General features: G+C 72.7%; 17 protein-coding genes. 10 read left to right on the top strand and 7 right to left on the bottom strand.

What is annotated here, in order from left to right; genetic code table 11:
* Positions 1–103 precede the first annotated feature (103 nt).
* Both C229_RS0110440 and secD read left to right on the top strand, forming a co-directional pair.
* Positions 104–478 carry a hypothetical protein gene (locus tag C229_RS0110440; RefSeq protein ID WP_026313647.1) on the top strand — a complete coding sequence of 125 codons (375 nt, stop codon included), beginning with the start codon at positions 104–106 and terminating at the stop codon, positions 476–478.
* A gap of 60 nt (positions 479–538) precedes the next feature.
* On the top strand, positions 539–2,809 hold the full coding sequence (gene secD, locus C229_RS0110435; protein ID WP_018655015.1) for a protein translocase subunit SecD: 2,271 nt from the start codon (positions 539–541) through the stop codon (positions 2,807–2,809).
* A gap of 58 nt (positions 2,810–2,867) precedes the next feature.
* Here secD and C229_RS0110430 read toward each other — a convergent pair whose 3' ends face one another.
* Positions 2,868–4,751, bottom strand: a complete 1,884-nt coding sequence (locus C229_RS0110430) for a glycoside hydrolase family 15 protein (protein WP_018655014.1) — start codon at positions 4,749–4,751, stop codon at positions 2,868–2,870.
* A gap of 341 nt (positions 4,752–5,092) precedes the next feature.
* Between C229_RS0110430 and ppdK the strand changes: the two genes are divergently transcribed.
* The 6 genes from ppdK (at position 5,093) to C229_RS0110400 (ending at position 12,373) form a co-directional block, all read left to right on the top strand.
* Entirely contained in the window at positions 5,093–7,783 is a 2,691-nt protein-coding gene (ppdK, locus tag C229_RS0110425) for a pyruvate, phosphate dikinase (protein ID WP_018655013.1), read from the top strand.
* 117 nt (positions 7,784–7,900) lie between these two features.
* Complete coding sequence (locus C229_RS0110420; RefSeq protein ID WP_018655012.1) at positions 7,901–8,632, top strand: YdcF family protein; 732 nt, start codon at positions 7,901–7,903, stop codon at positions 8,630–8,632.
* A gap of 13 nt (positions 8,633–8,645) precedes the next feature.
* Positions 8,646–9,902, top strand: coding sequence for a deoxyguanosinetriphosphate triphosphohydrolase (locus C229_RS0110415; RefSeq protein ID WP_018655011.1), 1,257 nt, complete (start codon positions 8,646–8,648; stop codon positions 9,900–9,902).
* Between the two features lie 218 nt (positions 9,903–10,120).
* A complete protein-coding gene (locus C229_RS0110410; protein WP_033424222.1) occupies positions 10,121–11,290 on the top strand; it encodes an MFS transporter in 1,170 nt (389 codons plus the stop codon).
* A 139-nt stretch (positions 11,291–11,429) separates the two neighbouring features.
* Positions 11,430–11,846, top strand: coding sequence for a GtrA family protein (locus tag C229_RS0110405; protein WP_018655009.1), 417 nt, complete (start codon positions 11,430–11,432; stop codon positions 11,844–11,846).
* An 83-nt stretch (positions 11,847–11,929) separates the two neighbouring features.
* Positions 11,930–12,373, top strand: a complete 444-nt coding sequence (locus C229_RS0110400) for a carboxymuconolactone decarboxylase family protein (protein WP_018655008.1) — start codon at positions 11,930–11,932, stop codon at positions 12,371–12,373.
* Positions 12,374–12,384: 11 nt separating this feature from the next.
* Here C229_RS0110400 and C229_RS0110395 read toward each other — a convergent pair whose 3' ends face one another.
* The 3 genes from C229_RS0110395 to C229_RS0110385 all read right to left on the bottom strand — a co-directional run bounded on the left by C229_RS0110395 (position 12,385) and on the right by C229_RS0110385 (position 15,585).
* Positions 12,385–12,756 (bottom strand): carboxypeptidase-like regulatory domain-containing protein, encoded by a 372-nt coding sequence (locus tag C229_RS0110395; RefSeq protein WP_018655007.1) that lies wholly within the window; start codon positions 12,754–12,756, stop codon positions 12,385–12,387.
* An 88-nt stretch (positions 12,757–12,844) separates the two neighbouring features.
* On the bottom strand, positions 12,845–13,816 hold the full coding sequence (locus tag C229_RS30160; RefSeq protein ID WP_018655006.1) for a trypsin-like serine peptidase: 972 nt from the start codon (positions 13,814–13,816) through the stop codon (positions 12,845–12,847).
* A 383-nt stretch (positions 13,817–14,199) separates the two neighbouring features.
* Entirely contained in the window at positions 14,200–15,585 is a 1,386-nt protein-coding gene (locus C229_RS0110385) for an LVIVD repeat-containing protein (RefSeq protein ID WP_018655005.1), read from the bottom strand.
* A 230-nt stretch (positions 15,586–15,815) separates the two neighbouring features.
* On the opposite strand from C229_RS0110385, the gene C229_RS0110380 reads away from it, so the two are divergent.
* A complete protein-coding gene (locus C229_RS0110380) occupies positions 15,816–16,481 on the top strand; it encodes a DUF305 domain-containing protein (RefSeq protein WP_018655004.1) in 666 nt (221 codons plus the stop codon).
* 68 nt (positions 16,482–16,549) lie between these two features.
* Here the strand turns inward: C229_RS0110380 and C229_RS0110375 are convergent, their stop codons facing one another.
* On the bottom strand, positions 16,550–17,131 hold the full coding sequence (locus C229_RS0110375) for a TetR family transcriptional regulator (RefSeq protein WP_018655003.1): 582 nt from the start codon (positions 17,129–17,131) through the stop codon (positions 16,550–16,552).
* A gap of 84 nt (positions 17,132–17,215) precedes the next feature.
* On the opposite strand from C229_RS0110375, the gene C229_RS30155 reads away from it, so the two are divergent.
* Entirely contained in the window at positions 17,216–18,631 is a 1,416-nt protein-coding gene (locus C229_RS30155) for an MFS transporter (protein WP_018655002.1), read from the top strand.
* On the opposite strand, the gene C229_RS30150 is transcribed toward C229_RS30155, so the two are convergent.
* Together C229_RS30150 and ureG are read right to left on the bottom strand one after the other, a co-directional pair.
* Positions 18,582–19,319 carry an urease accessory protein UreD gene (locus C229_RS30150; RefSeq protein WP_018655001.1) on the bottom strand — a complete coding sequence of 246 codons (738 nt, stop codon included), beginning with the start codon at positions 19,317–19,319 and terminating at the stop codon, positions 18,582–18,584. The genes C229_RS30155 and C229_RS30150 overlap by 50 nt on opposite strands.
* Positions 19,316–19,990, bottom strand: coding sequence for an urease accessory protein UreG (ureG, locus tag C229_RS0110360; protein ID WP_018655000.1), 675 nt, complete (start codon positions 19,988–19,990; stop codon positions 19,316–19,318). Before ureG ends, C229_RS30150 begins: the two co-directional genes overlap by 4 nt.
* Between the last annotated feature and the right edge of the window lie 13 nt (positions 19,991–20,003).

The following is a 20,003-nucleotide window of genomic DNA, read 5'->3' as shown; positions in this document are numbered from 1 at the left end:
CCGGCCGGACGCCGGGGCCCGGTGCCGTGTGCCGCGCGCCGCCGGTTCCCCGCGCTGGGGTACCGTCGGGGTGACGATCGGTCCACCGGACGAAGGGACGCGCATGCGCTCACCGGCGCGTCCCGCGCCGCCCGGCGGCCGGGTGCCCCGGATGCTGGTGCTGCTGCTCGGCTTCGCCGGGCTGCTCGGCGTCCCGGTGCCCGCCACCGCGCTCGCGGCGGGCGGGGCGTCGATGCGCGCCCACGTCGCCCATCCCGGTTCCCGGACGGCCGGCGGCGAGATCGCCGCCGTCGTCGCCGTCCGGCACGCGCCCGCCACGGCGCCCAGCGCGGCCCCCGCCGCCGTCCTCCCCGACGCCCCCGCCCTGCGGCCCCCGGCCCCCGGGTTCGTCCGCGCCGTCCGCGACGGGTCGCGGACGGCCGCCCCCGCCCCCGTCCCCGCGCGCGGGCGCGCTCCGCCCTCCCTCCACGGAATCTGACCCTCGTCCCCGGCCGGCGACGCCGCCGGTCCCTTCTTTCCCTGGTCCCGTGGAGGTTCCATGTCGCGCGCCAATCTGGTGCGGGCGGTACTGGCGTTCGGAGTGCTCGCCGTATCGCTGATGTTCACCCTCACCGAGTCCCCGAGACTCGGGCTCGACCTGCGCGGCGGCAGCCAGATCGTGCTGGAGACCCGCGCCGCGCCGGGCGCGCCCGCCAACGCCGAGAACACCGACCGCGCCCGTGACGTGCTGGAACGCCGCGTCAACGCGCTCGGCGTCGCCGAATCGTCGATCACGCGGTCCGGTGAGAACCGCATCATCGTCGAACTGCCCGACGTGCAGGACCCGTCCGAGGCCGCCGAGGTCATCGGCCGGACCGCGCAGCTCACCGCGCACCCCGTCCTCACCCAGGACGGCAAGCCGCCCGCGCAGGGCCAGCAGGTGCTGCGCGACGAGAGCGGCCAGGAACTCAAGATCGGCCCGGCGGCCCTCACCGGCGAGGGCATCGGCTCGGCCAGCGCCGGGATCGACCCGCAGTCCGGCGGCGGCTGGTTCGTCACGATCGACTTCCGGGGCAACGGCGGCCAGGCGTGGCAGAAGGTCACCGCCGACGCCGCCTGCCAGATGGACGACCGGCGCCGCGTCGCGATCGTCCTCGACAAGGAGATCATCTCCTCGCCGCAGGTCAACCAGGACGTCCGCTGCGGAGTCGGCATCGCGGGCGGCTCCACCCAGATCACCGGCAACTTCAGCGCCGAGGAGGCCAAGGACCTCGCCGCCCTCATCCAGGGCGGTTCGCTGCCGGTCCCGGTCGAGATCATCGAGCAGCGGGTCGTCGGCCCGACGCTCGGCGCCGAGGCGATCGACGCCAGCGCCCGCGCGGCGATCGTCGGAATCGCGGTCACCGGCCTGTTCATCATCTTCGTCTACCGGATCGCCGGTCTCCTCGCGACGCTCGCGCTGGCCTGCTACGCGCTGATCTCCTACGCGGCGCTCGTCGCGATCGGCGCGACGCTCACCCTGCCCGGCCTCGCCGGGTTCGTGCTGGCGATCGGCATGGCGATCGACGCGAACGTGCTCGCGTTCGAACGCGCCCGCGAGGAGTACGCGGAGAATCCGAAGAAGGGCCTCGGACGCTCGCTGTCCACCGGGTTCAGCAAGGCGTGGTCGGCCATCGCCGACTCCAACATCACCACGCTGCTCGCCGCCGGGCTGCTGTTCTTCCTGGCCTCCGGGCCGGTGCGCGGCTTCGGCGTGACGCTCGTCATCGGCGTGCTCGCGTCGATGGTCTCCGCGATGCTGATCAGCCGCGTGCTCACCGAGGCCGTGCTGTCCCGCCGCTACTTCGAGAAGCGGCCCCGGCTGTCGGGACTCGACGGCATCGGACGCATCCGCACCTGGCTGGAACGGCGCAAGCCCGACCTGATGGGCCGCCGCCGGTTCTGGCTCGGCCTGTCCGCGCTGCTGGTGGTGGTCTCCGCCCTCGGCATCGGCGTGCGCGGCCTGAACTACGGCGTGGAGTTCACCGGCGGACGGCTCATGGAGTACTCCACGACCCGCACCGTCGACGTCGACCGCGCCCGCGCGGCCGTCGCCGACGCCGGGTTCCCCCGCGCCGTCGTGCAGCGCAGCGGCGACAACGACGTGTCGGTCCGCACCGAGGACATCTCCAACGCCGACCAGCAGCGGATCGAGAAGGCCCTCGGCGAGCTGGGCGGCGGCGTCACCAAGGAACGCGACGAGCTGATCGGGCCGAGCCTGGGGGACGAGCTGCGCCGCAACGCGCTGATCGCGCTCGGCATCGCGCTGCTCGCCCAGCTCGCCTACCTGGCGGTCCGGTTCCGCTGGACGTTCGGCGCGGGCGCGGTCATCGGCCTGTTCCACGACGCGATGATCGTCGTGGGCGTGTTCGCCTGGCTCGGCAAGCCGATCGACGGCGTGTTCCTGGCCGCGATGCTGACCGTCATCGGCTACTCGGTGAACGACTCGGTCGTGATGTTCGACCGGGTGCGGGAGCTGTGGGGGGCCAAGCCGAAGGAGCGGTTCGACCGGATCGTCAACCTCGGCGCCCTCCAGACGATCCCGCGCACCGTCTACACCGGCATGGGCGCGACGATCATCCTGGCGGCGCTGGCGTTCTTCGGCGGCGACTCGCTGCGCGACTTCGCCATCGCGCTGCTCATCGGCATCAACGTCGGCATGTACTCCACGGTGTTCATCGCCGGGCCGGCGTCGATCGAGCTGGAGCGGTTCGCCAAGTCGCCGCCGCCCCGGCAGAAGACGCTCAAGCGCCCGCAGCGCGACACGCGCGACTCCGGCGCCGTCGTCTGACGCACGAGACCCCCGCCGGGACCGTCCGGCGGGGGTCTCGTCACGTTCCAACCCCGGGTCAGATCAGGCCGGGGCGGTTCTCGTGCTCGTCCTGCTCGGCGCGGATCACCTGCATCACCGCGTTGATCAGCGCGAGGTGCGTGAACGCCTGCGGGAAGTTGCCCAGGTGGCGGCCCGTGTGCGGGTCGATCTCCTCGGCGTAGAGCTGGAGCGGGCTCGCGTACGACAGCAGCTTCTCGCACAGCGTCCGCGCCCGCTCGACCTCACCGATCAGCACCAGGGCGCTGACCAGCCAGAACGAGCAGATCGTGAACGTGCCCTCCTCCGAGTCGAAGCCGTCGTCGGTCTCGCCCGCGCGGTAGCGCAGGACGAGGTCGTCCTCGGACAGCTCGTCGGCGATGGCCAGCACGGTCTCGCGGACGCGCTTGTCGTCCGGCGGCAGGAAGCCCAGCAGCGGGATGAGCAGCGCCGAGGCGTCCAGCGCGGTCGCGCCGTAGTGGGCGGTGAACACGCCCCGCGCGTCCAGCGCGTTGGCGAGGACGTCGGCGTGGATCTCGTCGGCGGCGGCCTGCCACCGCTCGGCCCGCGCGTCGTCGCCGCGGATGCGGGCCAGCCGGGCGCCCCGGTCGGCCGCGACCCAGCAGAACACCTTGGAGGAGGTGAAGTGCTGCGGGTCGCCGCGGACCTCCCACATGCCGCAGTCGGGGGTCTGCCAGTTCTCCAGCGCGTCCTCGACCTGCTTGACGACGATCTTCCACAGCCGGTCGTCGAGCCGGTCGCGCTTGCGCACGAACATGTAGATGGAGCCGATGATGGCGCCCCACACGTCGTGCTGGGCCTGCTCGTACGCCTCGTTGCCGATCCGGACCGGCCGGGCGTTGTCGTAGCCCGACAGGTGGTCGAGCGTCGATTCGGGCAGCTCGGCGCGGCCGTCGAGGCCGTACATGATCTGGAGCTTGCCCTCGGACGCCTCGGCGACGTCGGTGATGAAGTAGAAGAAGTCGTTGGCCTCCCAGTCGTAACCGAGCGTGTAGAAGGCCCACAGCGCCATCGTGGAGTCGCGGATCCAGGTGTAGCGGTAGTCCCAGTTGCGCTCGCCGCCGGGCGTCTCGGGCAGCGACGTGGTCGCGGCGGCGGCGACCGCGCCGGACGGCGCGAACGTCAGCCCCTTGAGCGTCAGCGCGCTGCGCTGGAGGTGGCTGCGCCACGGGTGGTCGGGGAAGCGGCCCCGGTCGAGCCAGTGCTGCCAGTGGTGGACGGTCCACACCAGCCGCTCGTGCGCCTCCTCGTAGTCGGCGGGCGGCCCGTGCTCGCTCCACGACAGCGCCACGAACCGCGCGTCGCCCTGCTTGAGCAGCGTGCGTGAGGTGGCCAGCGACCCCTCGAACCCGACGTTCATGTCGGTGGACAGCCGCAGGTTGATGCCGTTCCCGCTGGCCACGGCCTCGTGGTACCCGGCGCCGGTGTGCTCCCAGCGCGCGGGCGTCAGGCCGTAGTCGAACACCGGCATGCAGTCGAGCCGGACCTGCACCTGCCCGTTGACGCAGCGGACCATGCGCAGCAGCACGTGATCGGCGTCATAGTCGGTGGGCGTGCGCCGATGCGTGTGAGATCGCTCGTTCTCGTGGTGCCAGGGCCCCATCAGCAGCGCGTCGGTGACGACCAGCCACCCTCCGTGCGACCACCACGTGGTCTCCATCACCATCGTGCCCGGGATGTACCGCTGCGCGGCCGGGACGTCCACGCCCGCCGGGCCCACCCGGAAGTAGCCCGCGTCACGGTCCAGGATCGACCCGAACACGCTGGGCGAGTCCATCCTGGGCAGGCACATCCACTCGATGTTCCCGCTGGGCGCGACCAGGGCGGTCGTCTCGCAGTCGGACAGGAACCCGTAATCGGCGATCGGGGCGAACGGATCCCCCGCCCGGCCACCGGCGACCATCGGCCTCACAGCCTCACCTCCTTGATCCATCATTCCCTCTCGATCGCAATGCGTACGCCATGCCACCGGGGCAGGTTGCCCGGGGACGCGTCGTGTCCGGACGCGGGCCGGAACTGTGTCCGGCGTTACGTCCGGGCTTAGTGGAATAGACCAGTCCAACCGCTCCGACCTGCGGGAACGGGGGTTCGGGCGGGGGGCGAAGATCGCATCTCGCCCACCCGGGTACAGTCCCCGCATGCAGGACACGTTCCGTGACCATGCCGCCCGCGACGTCGCGGTACCGGCCGGTAGGCGGTCCGTGTCCCGCCGCTGAGGAGAACCGGAGCGAGAAGGAGCTCCCCGTGCCGAAGTTCGTGTACGACTTCACCGAGGGCAACAAAGACCTCAAGGATCTGCTGGGTGGCAAGGGCGCCAACCTCGCCGAGATGACCAACCTCGGCCTGCCAGTGCCTCCTGGGTTCACGATCACAACGGAGGCGTGCCGGCATTACCTGGAGCACGGGACCGTTCCCGAGGGGCTGACGGCCGAGGTGGACGCCCATCTGGCCGCCCTGGAGACGGCGATGGGCAAGCGGCTCGGCGACCCGACGGACCCGCTGCTGGTCAGCGTCCGCTCGGGCGCCAAGTTCAGCATGCCCGGAATGATGGAGACCGTCCTCAACATCGGGCTGAACGACGAGTCCGTCGCGGGCCTGGCCGCCCAGGCGGGCGACGAGCGCTTCGCCTGGGACTCCTACCGCCGCCTGATCCAGATGTTCGGCAAGACCGTGCTGGACATCGAGGGCGAGCTGTTCGAGGACGCCCTGGAGGCCGCCAAGCGCGACCGCGGCAGCGACGACGACGGCGATCTCACCGCCGACGACTTCCGCGCGCTCGTCGCGACGTTCAAGGGGATCGTCCGCGACCACGCGGGCCGCGAGTTCCCCGCCGAGCCGCGCGAGCAGATGGACCTGGCCGTCAAGGCCGTGTTCGACTCCTGGAACGCCGACCGGGCGATCCTGTACCGCCGCCAGGAGCGCATCCCCGTCGACCTCGGCACCGCCGTGAACATCTGCTCGATGGTGTTCGGCAACCTCGGCCAGGACTCGGGCACCGGCGTCGCCTTCACCCGCGACCCGGCCTCCGGCCAGCAGGGCATCTACGGCGACTACCTCCAGAACGCCCAGGGCGAGGACGTCGTCGCGGGCATCCGCAACGTCGTGCCGCTCACCGAGCTGGAGCGCATCGACAAGGCGAGCTACGACGAGCTGCTCCAGATCATGGAGACGCTGGAGAACCACTACCGCGACATGTGCGACATCGAGTTCACGATCGAGCGCGGCAAGCTGTGGATGCTCCAGACCCGCGTCGGCAAGCGGACCGCCGCCGCGGCGTTCCGCATCGCCTGCCAGCTCTGGGACCAGGGGCTCATCACCGCCGACGAGGCCACCGACCGCGTCACCGGCGACCAGCTCGCCCAGCTCATGTTTCCGCGCTTCGACGCCGACCGCCTGGACGGCGTCACCCGCCTCACCAAGGGCATGAACGCCTCGCCGGGCGCGGCCGTCGGCAAGGCCGTGTTCACCTCCGAGAAGGCCGTCGCGCTGGCCGCCGAGGGCGTGGACACGATCCTCGTCCGCCGCGAGACCAACCCCGACGACCTCGCCGGCATGGTCGCCGCGCAGGGCGTCCTCACCTCGCGCGGCGGCAAGACCTCGCACGCGGCCGTGGTGGCGCGCGGCATGGGCAAGACGTGCGTGTGCGGCGCCGAGGAGCTGGAGGTCGACGTCAAGGGCGGCACGTTCATCGCGCCCGGCGACGTCGTCGTCCGCGAGGGCGACGTCGTCTCCATCGACGGCAGCACCGGCGAGGTCTACCTCGGCGAGGTACCGGTGAAGCACTCGCCGGTCGTGCAGTACTTCGAGGGCGAGCTGCGGGCGTCCGACGGCGACGAGCTGGTGCAGTCGGTGCACCGCCTCATGAAGCACGCCGACGACGCCGCGCGGCTGGCCGTCCGGGCCAACGCCGACACCCCCGAGGACGCCGCCCGCGCCCGCCGCTTCGGCGCGCAGGGCATCGGGCTGTGCCGCACCGAGCACATGTTCCTGGGCGACCGGCGGCAGCTCGTGGAGCAGCTCATCCTGGCCGAGGAGCCGGGCGACCGCGAGGCCGCGCTGGCGGAGCTGGAACCCCTCCAGCGCGCCGACTTCACCGGCATCTTCGAGGCCATGGACGGGCTGCCCGTCACGATCCGCCTCATCGACCCGCCGCTGCACGAGTTCCTGCCGGACCTGACGGAACTGTCGGTCAAGGTCGCCCTCGCCGGGGACGCCGCCAGCCCGCAGGACCGGAGGCTGCTGGAGGCCGTCCACCGTCTGCACGAGCAGAACCCTATGCTCGGACTGCGCGGCGTGCGGCTGGGTTTGGTGATCTCGGGCCTGTTCGCCATGCAGGTGCGCGCGATCGCCGAGGCGGCGGCCGACCGCAAGAAGGCGGGCGGCGACCCGCGCCCGGAGATCATGATCCCGCTCGTGGGCGCCGTGCAGGAGCTGGAGGCCGTCCGCGAGGAGGCCGAGAGGGTCCTCGCGGAGGTCGCGGCGGAGACCGGCGTGAACGTCCCGGCGCTGATCGGGACGATGATCGAGCTGCCGCGCGCGGCGCTGACCGCCGGGCAGATCGCCGAGGCCGCCGAGTTCTTCTCGTTCGGGACGAACGACCTCACCCAGACGACGTGGGGCTTCTCCCGCGACGACGTCGAGGCCGCGTTCTTCTCCCGCTACCTGGACCTCGGCATCTTCGGCGTCTCACCGTTCGAGACGCTGGACCGCGACGGCGTCGGCCGCCTGGTCCGGATCGCCGCCGAGGAGGGCCGCAAGGCCCGTCCGGGCATCAAGCTCGGCATCTGCGGCGAGCACGGCGGCGACCCCGACTCGGTGCACTTCTGCCACGAGACGGGCCTGGACTACGTGTCCTGTTCGCCGTTCCGCGTCCCGGTGGCGCGGCTGGAGGCGGGCCGGGCCGCGATCGAGGCGGTCGCGAGCGACCACCGCTGACGCGGGCGTCCCCGGCGGCGCCGCCGCGCCGCCGGGGACGAACTTGGGCGAAAACGGCGACTCGGTACGTCGAACCGGGGACGGGTTCCCCCGCGTCCAACTAGCGTGTCCAGTGCGATGACGTTGGAGTTCGAGCGGCCGGACGGTGACCGGCCCGACGAGATGGACGACGGCCCCCGGAACGGGCGCCGTCGCCGCAAGCGGTCCCGGGCGACGGTGATCAGCATGATCGTGTTCGCGGCGATCCTGCTGCTGGTCGTCGGCGTCCCCCTCGGCGCCGGCTGGCGTGTCTGGTACCAGGCCCGCCAGGACGAACGCCCGAAATCGGACGCGATCGTGGTGCTCGGCGCCGCCCAGTACAACGGCGTCCCGTCCCCGACGCTCAAATGGCGGCTCCAGCACGCGCTGGACCTGTGGCGCGACGGCGTCGCGCCCCGCATCGTCACCGTCGGCGGCAAGGCGCCCGGCGACAACTTCACCGAGGCCGAGTCGGGCCGCCGCTGGCTGATCCAGCGCGGCGGCGTCCCGGCCGACAAGGTCGTCGCCGTCCCGGACGGACGCGACACGCTCCAGAGCTTCCAGGCGCTCGGGCCCGTCTTCGAGCGGCACCGGTGGTCGTCGGCGGTGCTCGTCACCGACCCCTGGCACGGCCTGCGCTCCAAGCGCATGGCCCGCGACTACGGCATCGAGGCGGCGGCGTCCCCGACGCGCAGCGGCCCCAGCGTGCAGACCCGCGAGACCCAGTTCCACTACATCGTCCGCGAGACCGGCGGCTACCTGTCGTACGTCTTCTTCGGCAAGAGCGTCAAGGCGCCGAGCGAGACCATCAAGGGCACTCCGGCGCCGTAAGCTGGGTCGGACCATGACAGACCCCTACACCCGCCCCGACCTCGCCCGGTACGCCCCCGAGGACGCCAAACGGCGCGGACGCAGCGCCTTCGAACGCGACCGCGCCCGCGTCCTGCACAGTGCCGCGCTGCGGCGGCTCGCCACCAAGACGCAGGTCGCCTCGCCCGGCACCGAGCCCGAGGACAACGTGCAGAGCCTGCGCACCCGGCTCACGCACTCGCTGGAGTGCGCCCAGATCGGCCGGGAGCTGGGCCGTTCCTTCGGCTGCGACCCCGACGTCGTCGAGACCGCGTGCCTGTCCCACGACATCGGGCACCCGCCGTTCGGCCACAACGGCGAGGCCGCCCTCGACGCCGTCGCCGCCGCGTGCGGCGGGTTTGAGGGCAACGCGCAGAGCCTCCGCGTGCTGACCCGGCTCGAACCCAAGTCGTTCGCGCCCGAGGGGCCGCCGCTGCACGGCCGCAGCGTCGGCCTGAACCTCACCCGCGCGTCGCTGGACGCGTCCATGAAGTACCCGTGGAACCGCGACGCGTCCGACACCGGCAAATGGGGCGTCTACCCCGACGACGCCGAGTACGCCGCCTGGGTGCGCGAGGGCGCCCCGGCCGGGCGGCTCTGCTTCGAGGCCCAGGTCATGGACTGGAGCGACGACGTCGCCTACTCCGTGCACGACCTGGAGGACGCCCTGGTCGCCGGGCACATCGACTTCGCCCGGCTCGCCGACCCGGAGGAGCGCCGCCAGATCGCCGTCACCGCCACCGGGCTGTACTGCCCGGACGCGGGCGCCGACGAACTGGAGGAGCGGTTCGCCGAACTGCTGGCCGAGCCGTTCTGGCCCGACCACTACGACGGCACGGCCCGCTCGCTGGCCGCGCTGAAGAACCTCACCAGCTCCCTCATCGGCCGCTTCTGCCTGGCCGCCGAGGACGCCACCCGCGACGCCTACGGCGACCGGCGGCTGACCCGCTACGCGGCCGAACTGATCGTCCCGCGCCCGCAGCGGCTCGAATGCGCGCTGCTCAAGGGCATCACCGCGCACTACGTGTGGATCAGCCACGAGGAGCTGCGCGCCCGGCAGCGCGAGCTGATCACCGAGCTGGCCGGCCTCATGCTCGCCGGGGCGCCCCTCGGCCTCGACCCCGCCTTCCGCGCCGACTTCGTGCACGCCGCCGACGACGCCGGGCGCCTGCGCGCCGTCATCGACCAGATCGCCTCCCTCACCGACGCCTCGGCCGTCGAACGCCACCGCATTCTCACCGGCGGGGTGTGACACTGGCCGCGCTGTGACACTGGCCGCGCTGTGACATTGGCCGCGCCTTCGGCGCGGCGGGGTCGGGGCCTCTTGAGTGCCGCCGCAGGGGGCAAGATCATCCTCCCTTCGGTCCGGAGGATCTTGCCCCCTGCGGCGGCACGGCCCCGACCCGGGCGGGTTCGCGTCGCGTCGACGGGTGGGGAGAAGCCGGAAAGGACCGTAGGGTCGGTTCGGTGATGACTCAGGTGGGGGCGCCGGTGCGGCGCGCGCGGTTCGCGGTGACGGTCGTGTTCCTGGTGCACGGGCTCGTCGCGGCGGGCTGGGTGGCGCGGATTCCGCAGATCAAGGACGAGCTGTCGCTCAGCGCCGGGTCGCTGGGCGTCGCGCTGCTCGGGGCGCCGGTCGGCGTCGTGCTGGCCGTGCGGTTCGCGAGCGTGTGCGTGGCCCGGTGGGGGAGCCGCGCGGTGACGCTGGCGGCGGGGACGGCGGCGGCCGCGTCGCTGCTCCCGGTGGCGTTCGCGTTCAACCTCGGGTCGCTGACGGTGGCGCTGCTGCTGATGGGCGCGTCGCTGGGCCTGATGGACGTCGCGATGAACGCGCAGGGCGTCGCGGTCGAGCGCCGCTACGGCCGCCCGATCATGTCGGCGCTGCACGGCGTCTACAGCGTCGGCACGCTGATCGCGGCGCTGATCGGGTCGCTGGCGGCGCACCGGGGCGTCCCGGTCGCGCTGCACCTGACGGTCGTCGCGGTCGTGTTCGGCGCGGTGCTGTGGACGTGGGGACGCGGCCTGCTGGGCCGCGAGGCCGACGAGCTGCCCGAGCCCGCGGGCGATCCGCTCGGCAAGCCCGCCCGGTCGAACCGCTGGACGATGCTCATGCTCGGCGTCATCGGCCTGTGCTCGTTCGTGGGGGAGGGCGCGATGGCCGACTGGAGCGCGGTCTACCTCAAGGAGGACCTGGACGTCGGGCCCGGCGCGGCCGGGCTCGGCTACGTCGGCTGCGCGCTGGCGATGACGCTGGGCCGGTTCGCGGGCGACCGCGTCGTCGCCCGGTTCGGCGCGGTCCCGGTCGTGCGGGCGGGCTCGATCGTCGCGGCGGCGGGCCTCGGCGCGGGCCTGGCGGCCGGCCATCCGGCGGCGGCCGTGGCGGGTTTCACGCTGTTCGGCCTGGGCGTGGCGGTGGTGGCCCCCGTCACGTTCAGCGCGGCGGGCAACCTGCCCGGCGTGCCCGCCGCCGTCGGCATCTCCCGCGTCACCGCCCTCGGCTACTGCGGCCTCCTCGGCGGCCCCCCGATCATCGGCTTCATCGCCGAGGGCGTCGGTCTCGGCTGGGCCCTCATGGTCCCCGTCGCCCTGGCCGCCCTCATGGCCGTCCTCTCCCCGGCGGCCTCGGCGGCCCGCGCGTGAGGGGCGGGCGCGCGGGTGCGCCCCGGGCACGAAGTGATCTTTTTACTCGTGTCGGCCTTCGGAGGCGCGTTTGCCTCGGGTAAGGTCTGGGCAGGTGAGCACCTTGCAGCGGTCAAGACCGGTCAAACCGGCTGGAACCGTGCGCAACTACCGTCTGTTCGCGCGCGAGCTGGCCAGCTTCGGCTTTGTCGGATTCGTCGGGACCGTCATCACCATCGGCGGGGCGAACCTGCTGCGGCACGCGCTCACCGTCGCGCCGCTCGTCAGCGTCATCGTCCCGACCGTGGCGTCCACGGTCACGTCCTACCTGCTCAACCGGCACTGGGCGTTCCGGCACCGCGACAGCGCCGGCACCAGCCGCGAGTTCGCGCTGTTCTTCGGCCTCAACGGCGTCGGGATGGCGATCCAGGTGCTCTGCACCGCCGTCACGTTCTACGTGCTGAACCTGCACGGCGGCGTCGCCTACAACGCCGCGCTGGTGATCGGCCTCGCCCTCGGCTCGGCCTTCCGGTACTGGTCATACCGCCGGTGGGTGTTCCGGCCCGTCGCGCTCTGAGAAGTTCTCCCGCGAAGGTGTCACATCCGGGCGGCCCCGCCCGTCCTGTGGGTGACGTGATCCACCGACGAGGGAGTCCACCCATGACCCAGCGCATCGATTTCGCGGCCGTCGCCCCCGACGGGTTCTTCGCGGGCGTGCTCCAGGCGGCCGAGGCCGTCGCCAAGAGCGGCCTGGACGCCGCCGTGCAGGAGCTGGTGAAGCTCCGCGTCTCCCAGCTCAACGGCTGCCTGTACTGCGTCGACATGCACCACCGCGACGCCCGCGCCGCCGGGGAGACCGAGACCCGGCTGGCGCACCTGGCCGCCTGGCGCGAATCGGCCCTCTTCACCGCCGCCGAGAAGGCCGCCCTCGGCTACGCCGAGTCCGCGACCCACCTCGGCCCCGAGGGCGTCCCCGACGACGTGTGGGCGGGCATCACCGGTCACTTCACCGACCGCGAGATCGGCGCGCTCGTCGCCGGTGTCGCCCTCATGAACACCTTCAACCGCATCGCCGTCCCGAGCCGCACGCCTCCGCAAAGCTGAGGGCGGACGGCTCAGCCCAGCGTGATGTCGGCCGCGACCCGCGCGCCCGGCCCGACGACGACGCCCCGCACCTCGCCCGTCCGCACCGCGCCGGCGGGGGAGGTGCAGGTGGCGGTCAGCGTGTAGGTGCCGGGTGGCAGCGGGCGCCGGTAGGCGCCGTCCGGGCCGGTCACGGACGCCAGCTCCGGGATCGGGGGCGCGGGCGAGGACGTCGCCGTGGGGACGACCGCGCAGTCCGCGACCGGTTCGCCGGTCCCGGACAGGACGCGCCCCGCGACCTCGCCGGCGGCGGGCGGCCCTGCCTCCGGCGGGGGCCCGGCGGAGGCCGACAGCGCGAGCGGGACGAGCAGCAGGGCGGCCGGCAGCCGCCGGTGAGCGAGCATGGACGTTCCTCCCGAGGAGCCTGCGCCGATCGTACGTCCGGGCCGCCCGGCGGTCGTCCCCGCCGGGCGGCCCGTCGTGGTCATGAGATCACTGGTTCCAGGTCGTGAAGTTGTTGAACGCGGGTTCGGTGATGCGCGTCCCCCGGTTGTAGGGCGACCCGCCGTACAGGCCGTAGGAGTGCACCGCGACGGCGCAGTAGGCCCCGCAGCCGGGAATGCGGACGGCCGATCCGCTCTGCCCGCCGAAGGTGTCGATGGAATAGAAGAGCTGCCGCGTGCTCGTGGAGGCGACGGTGCCGTTCATCTGCCAGAGCGTGTTCGCGGGCTTGTCCCCGGGATATCCGGAAATGTTCACGGTGGTTCCGTTGTAGGAGGCGGACTGCCAGCGCAGCCCGATCCAGCCGGTCGCGTTCCCGACCGTGCAGTTGAGCTTGATCGCGCCGTAGTCGTATTCCGGGTCCTGGCTGTTGATCCAGCCGTTCACGGAGTACGCGTTCGTCCAGCCGCACGATCCGTAGGGCGTGCTGCTGCCGTTCCGGCCGGGCCAGAACACGAAATTGCTGTTCCAGCCGTGGACATTGTTGGCGTTGTCGTGGGTGTAGACGCAGTGCCCGGACGTCGCGACGGTGTCGTTGTCGTAGAGGAACGCGGTGCAGATGTAGGTCTGCCCGTCGGGTGCGGTGAACGTGAGCCGCCCGTTGACGCTGTTGGGGTACGTCGTCGTGTTGGTGATCTGGGTGCGGCCGTCGGGGCCGATGACGGTGTTGATCCCGACGTCGGGTCCGATCGTCCGCGCGTTGCGGGGGAATTTCCTGGTCAGGCTGACGCCGCGGGTGTCGGCGAGCCGTCCGGTGCCGCGCGCGGCGGCCGACGTGGCGGGGGTGGCCGCGGCCCGCGGCGCCGCGCCCTTGGTCACGGTCCCGGCGCTGCTGCGCGCGACCGGCGTGTTCGGGCTCGGCGCGGCGGCGGCCGGGGCCGCCGCCAGCCCGAGGGCGAGCACCGCCGCGGCCAGCGCGGCGCAGAACCGTCCGGCGCGTGCGGCGGACGAAGAGGAGGTCATGCCGAATTCAACCTTTCCGTGGACGGATTTCACAGCCCGATCCGGCCGATGTGAGAAATCGGCCGGATGGTGGAACCGGCGTCCCCGACCCGGGATCTCCGGGCGGAAAGTGTCGCGGCATGCGTCCATGCCGCCCGCGCGGAGGGAAACGCGGGTCGTCCCCGTTTCCGTTCTCCTCCGCCGCCTGCTCCGTTATACGCAGCACCGGCGGAGAAGTCAGGATGCTGGCCTGCTCCGGACAGCGGGTGAACCGGACGCGCAATTTCCTTATGCCCGCGCTTGGAACGCGCTTTTCCAGCGCCCCGGCGGCCGGACGTGAAACGAGCCCCCGGTTCGGCTGAACCGGGGGCTCGCGTGCGGCCGTTTCACGGCCCTTCAGGTCTTCAGTTGAAGAGGCTGAAGTAGTTCGGCTGGCTCTGCGCGTTCAGCTCCTTGAGCTTGGGCAGCTTGCCGAGGACGGTCCGCGGGTCGCGGATGTCCAGGACGTCCAGGCCCTTCTGGATGTCGTTGGAGTAGATGTAGCCGTTGTAGTAGTACGCCGACCAAGAGCCGCCGGTGATCAGGCTCGTCTCCGAGAGCGGGCCGCGCTCGAACCAGCCCAGCTCCTTCGGCTTGGCCGAGTCGGTGAAGTCGAACACCGAGATGCCGCCCTGGTACCACGCCTGCACCATGATGTCCCGGCCCGGGACGGGGATCAGCGAGCCGTTGTGCGCGACGCAGTTCTCGGTGTCGGCGTTGGCGCGCGGGATCTTGTAGTAGCTCTTGAACACCAGCTTGCGCTTGTCGCCCTTGCCGGTGATGTCGTAGATCGCGTTGGCGCCCTTCTTGTCACCGATGGTGGCGTTGCAGGTGGCCGCGCCGCCGCCGCCGAGCTCGTCGGTGAACACGATCTTGTTGGCCGCGTTGTTGAACGTGGCCGAGTGCCAGAACGCGAAGTTCTCGTCGTCGCGGACCGAGGTGATGACCTTCGGCTGCTCGCGGTCGGAGATGTCGAACAGCACGCCGTCGCCCATGCAGGCACCGGCCATGAGGTTCTTGGTCGGGTACGAGGTCAGGTCGTGGCAGCCGCTCGTCGCGGAGGTGCCGTTGGGGTACGGCAGGCCGTCGCCGGGGTTGCCGCCGTCCGGGAACAGGACGGGCTCACCGACCACGGCGGCCGCCTGCGGGTTCTTCAGCGGCACCTTCACGATCGAGATGAGGTCGTGCGGCGGCTGGCAGTCGGGGAACGCGGCGTTCGGCGAGTAGGACGAGACGTAGATGTACGCCGTGTCCTTCTTGCCGGGCACCAGGGTGTTCGTGTGCGAGCCGCACTTGGTCTCGACGGCCTTGACGTACCGGGGGTTCCGGACGTCGCTGATGTCGAAGATCTTGATGCCCTCCCACGCCGTCTTGTCCGAGGCGGGCTTGGACACGGCCTGGCAGGAGTCGTCGCTCATCGAGGCGTCGGTGCTGAGGAACAGCAGGTTGCCCGAGACCGAGACGTCGTTCTGCGCGCCGGGGCACTGCACGACCGACACGATCTTGGGAGCCGACGGCTTGCTGATGTCGTAGATCGTGAATCCGAGGTAGTTGCCGCCGATGGCGTACTTGCCGGTGAACGCCCAGTCGCTGTTGAGGGCGTTCGTCGCGGCGAACGGCGCCGGCTTGGGGATGTTCGCCAGGTGCTGGATGTTCTTGCTCTTGGCGATCTCGTCGACCCCGGGGATCTCCGCGGCGGTCGCCGGGGGAGCGACGAGGACGGCCGAGATCGCCAGCGCGATCCCCGTCACGGCTCCGAGCAGCGTTCTGCGCTTGGTTCGGCGTCTTTCTGGCGCCACCCTGACTCCTTCGTGTATGTCTCCGGCGGAGACACGTCACTGATCATCCGGAGTATGGTGCCTGTACTCCTATTTGCCCAGACCTGTTGTCATTTGAGAGCTTCCTGAGACCTCGCGGTTCCATGCCGGTAACAGGGGAGCGGATACGTTCGGGGATCGGTAGACCGGACGAAAGGAACTCGATGCGACACCGGATCGCGCTGGCGGCCCTGGTCACGGGCCTGCTGACGGCGGCGGGCGGCCTGACCGCGTGCGGCGGGGGCGGCGACGGGGCTGCGCCGGAGCCGAAGGGCACGATCCTCGTCCCCGGCAGGCCCGGCGAGCCGAACAGGACGGAGGTCCGGGGGCCGATCAAGCCCAAGCCGGTGACCGAGGCCGAGGTCCGCTTCGCGCAGATGATGATCCCGCACCACGAGCAGGCGCTCGCGATGTCGTCACTGGCGCCCGGGCAGGCGGCGGACGGGCGCGTCAAGGCGATCGCGTCGCGCATCGAGGCCGAGCAGACCGTCGAGATCTCGGCGATGCAGGCGTGGCTGCGCGGGAAGACGCCGAAGCCCGCGCACGGCGGGCACGGCGGTCACGGGCGGGCGACCGCCGGGCCGCAGCAGCACGCGGGCATGGCCGGGATGGCGACGCCGCAGCAGATGGAGCAGTTGCGCGCCGCGCGGGGCGAGGCGTTCGACGCGCTGTTCCTCGACCTCATGATCAAGCATCATGAGGGCGCGCTGGTCATGGTCAAGGACGTCATCTCCAAGGGGGAGGACGTCACGATCCAGCAGCTCGCCCGCGACGTCCAGTCCGGCCAGAACGCCGAGATCGCCCGGATGCGCGCCCTCCAGCGGGGTTAGCCGCTCAGCGGCCCGCCCGATAGCACGTCGAGCGTCGTGACGGTGTCATGCGCCGGGACCGGCTCGGGTCATCTCGCGGTGAGCAGGGGCAGCAGGACGGCGTCCACGACGCGTTCGATCTCCTCGGGGGTGCTGCGGGGCCGCCCGCTCACGCAGTGCTGGACGAGCATGGCCGGGCCTACGGCCGCGATGGCCGCCAGGTCGGCGTCCGGGGGCGGGTCGTGGCGGCGGGCGAGGTCGGCGATGCGCTCGCGGCAGGGCAGCGCGACGGTGGTCTCGAACAGGGTGCGCAGGGCGGCGGTGCCGTCGTCGCCGGCGGCGGAGACGGCCTGGAAGGCGGTGCCCTTGGAGTCGAACATCGTCTGGTCGAAGTAGCGCAGGAGGACCAGCAGCCCGTCGCGCAGGGGGGTGCCGGGCGGCAGGTCGGGCGGCGGCGCGAGCAGGTCGCGCAGGGCCGCGACGACCAGCTCCTCCTTGTTGCGCCAGCGCCGGTACAGCGCGGCCTTGCCGGTGCCCGCCGCCGCCGCGACGCCGTTGGTGCTGAGCCGGGCGTAGCCGACGGTGTCGAGCTGGTCGAGCACCGCGGCGAAGATCGCCGCGCGGAGGGCGTCGCCGCGCCGCCGGGACGCCGTGCCGTCCGTCGTGGTCACGGTGCTGCCCCTTTCCCCGGCATTGCGGGTACCAGCGTACCGATCCTATAGTGAACCAACTGGTTCCCTAAAGGAGGTCGTCCCATGTCCCCGCCCGCTTCCGCGCGCCCGGCGTCCACGCTGGTCCTCGCGGTGATCGTGTCCTGCGAGCTGGCCCTGATGCTCGACGCGACGATCATGAACGTCGCGCTGCCCGCCGTCCGCGACGGCCTCGGCTTCACCCCGGCCGGTCTGAGCTGGGTCTCCACCGCGTTCCTGCTCGCGTTCGGCGGGCTGCTGCTGCTCGGCGGGCGCGCCGGGGACGTGTTCGGCCGCCGCCGCGTGTTCCTCGCCGGGATGGCGGTCTTCACGCTCGCCTCCCTGCTCGGCGGGCTGGCCCCCGGCCCCGGCTGGCTCGTCGCCGCCCGCGCCCTCCAGGGCGCCGGGGCCGCGCTCGCCGGGCCCGCCACGCTCGCGCTGCTCGTCACCCACTTCACCGGCGAGCGGCAGGCCCGCGCGCTCGGCGTCTACTCGGCGGTGACCGCGTCGGCGATGACGCTCGGGCTGGTCCTCGGCGGCCTGATCACCGCCGCGCTGTCGTGGCGGTGGGTGCTGTTCGTCAACGTGCCGCTCGGGCTGTTCGTCCTCGCGGTCGCGCCCCGGCGGCTCGGTGAGACGCCCCGGTCGCCCGGCCGGTTCGACGTGGCGGGCGGCCTGACGTCCGTCGCCGGGCTCGTCGCGCTGACGTTCGGTCTCGCGCGCGCCGAGCACGGGTGGTCCGACCCGCTCGCCGTCAGCGGTCTCGCGGTCGGCGCGGCGCTGCTCGCGGTGTTCGTCCTGGTCGAGCGGCGGGCGGCGCGGCCCGTCCTGCCGCCGTCGCTGTTCGCCGACCGGGCGCGGGCGGGCGCGCTCGCCGCGCTGCTCCTCGTGCCGATGGTGACGATGAGCGCGCAGTTCCTGCTCGTGCAGTATTTCCAGGAGGTCGCCGGGTTCGGCTCGCTGCGGTCCGGGCTGGCGTTCCTGCCGATGGCCGCCGGGATGTTCGCGACGGCGCGGCACGCCCCGGCCGCCGTCACCCGCCTGGGCGGACGCGTCGTCGCGCTCGGCGGCATCGCGTCGATGGCGGCGGCGCTCGGCTGGCTCGTCCCGCTGTCGGACGGCTACTGGCTCGGCGCGGCGGGGCCGCTGCTGCTGCTCGGCGCCGGGCTCGGGTACGTCGTCGTCCCGCTGAACATGGCGATCATGGCGACGGTGGACCCGGCGGAGGCGGGGGCGGCGTCCGGGGTGCTCCAGGCCGCGATGCTGACGGGCGCGTCGCTCGGCGTGGCGGTACTGTCGGCCGTGCGCGTCTCGGCGGGCGGCCCCGCGCTGCCCGGCGGGCTCGGCGCGGCGTTCGCGACCGGGCTCGGCGTGCTGGCGGTGGCGTTCCTGGTGGTGCTGGCGACGCTGCGCGGACGGGACGGGGGCGCGATCAGCACGCCGGAGCCGGAGTCCGCGACGCCCGCTCCGCACCCGTCGTGAGACGGCGGCGCAGCGTCGCGGCGTCGGCGGCCGTGGCGGTGACCAGGACCGCCGGGCCGGTCAGGGGCAGGACGGACAGGCCCTCCGCCGTGTGCGGCTCCGTCGTCAGGCCGGGCCCGGCCAGCAGGACGCTGCCCACCGCGCGGGCCGCGCCGAGCACCGGGGCCGTCGTGTAGACGGACGGGTCGGTGAGGTCGAGGGCGTGGCGGAGCAGCGGGCGGCCGTCCAGCGTGACGTCGAAGCGGGCGGTGTGGGCGCCGGGCGCCTCGCCGTGCCGTCCGAGGACCAGTTCCTCGCGCCAGCGCAGCGTGGCGTCCGCCGCCAGCTCGACGGACGTCACCGCGCGGTGGTCGCAGCCGCGCGCCGCGACCGTCGGCTCGGGCGCGTAGTCCAGGTGCGCGCCCGCGCCGACGCGGGCGCGGACCGTCATCCGGGACGGCCCGTCGCCCGGCAGCGCCAGCGCCGACGCCGCCGACCGCACCGTCAGCCGCGCCCCCGCGCCGACCTCGACGTCGAGCGCGAGGTCGTCGCCGCCGAGCGGGCTCGCCGCCGCGCCCACCAGGTAGACGGCGTCCGGGGTCTCCCGCACGGCGAGCGGGCCGTCCGAGCGCAGCCGCGTCAGGCGGGTGACGCCGGACGCGTCGCACGCGGCGGTGATCGCGGCGCGCGGCGCGTACGAGCGGGTCATGCGGGCGCGTGCTCGCGCGACCCGGCGACGACGCGCCGCACCCACGCCGCGACCTCGGGCGCGCCGGGCGCCTCGCGCAGCGACGTCAGCGCGACCGGCTTCCCGTCGCGGACGCGGGCGGCGTCGCTCGCCATCAGCTCCAGGTCGCTGCCGACGAGCGGCGCCAGGTCGGTCTTGTTGATGACGAGCAGGTCGGCGGCGGCGACGCCGAGGCCGCCCTTGCGCGGGACGTCGTCGCCGCCCGCGACGTCCAGCACGAAGATCTGCCGGTCGGCCAGGCCCCGGCTGAACAGCGCGGTGAGGTTGTCGCCGCCGCTCTCCACGATGACGAGGTCCAGCCCCGGGTGCCGCTGCTCCAGGGCCTCGACGGCGTCGAGGTTGGCGGAGATGTCGTCGCGGATGGCGGTGTGCGGGCACGCGCCCGTCCGCACGGCCGTGATCCGGTCGTCGGACAGGACGGCCTCGCGCCGCAGGAAGTCGGCGTCCTCGGTGGTGTAGATGTCGTTGGTGACGACGGCGAGCGCCAGTTCGTCCCGCAGGACCCGGCACAGCGCCGCCGTGAGCGCCGTCTTGCCGCTCCCGACCGGCCCGCCGATCCCGAGCCGCAGCGCCCGCCCGCCGGGCGGCGTCGCCGCGTGATGATCGGCCCCGTGCCCGAAGTGCGCACCCATGAAAGCAACCTCC

This window comes from Actinomadura flavalba DSM 45200 (assembly GCF_000374305.1).
Taxonomy (GTDB): Bacteria; Actinomycetota; Actinomycetes; order Streptosporangiales; family Streptosporangiaceae; genus Spirillospora; species Spirillospora flavalba.
The sequence above is the reverse complement of the archived record's forward strand: the minus strand, read 5'-3'. Positions and strand labels throughout refer to the sequence as shown.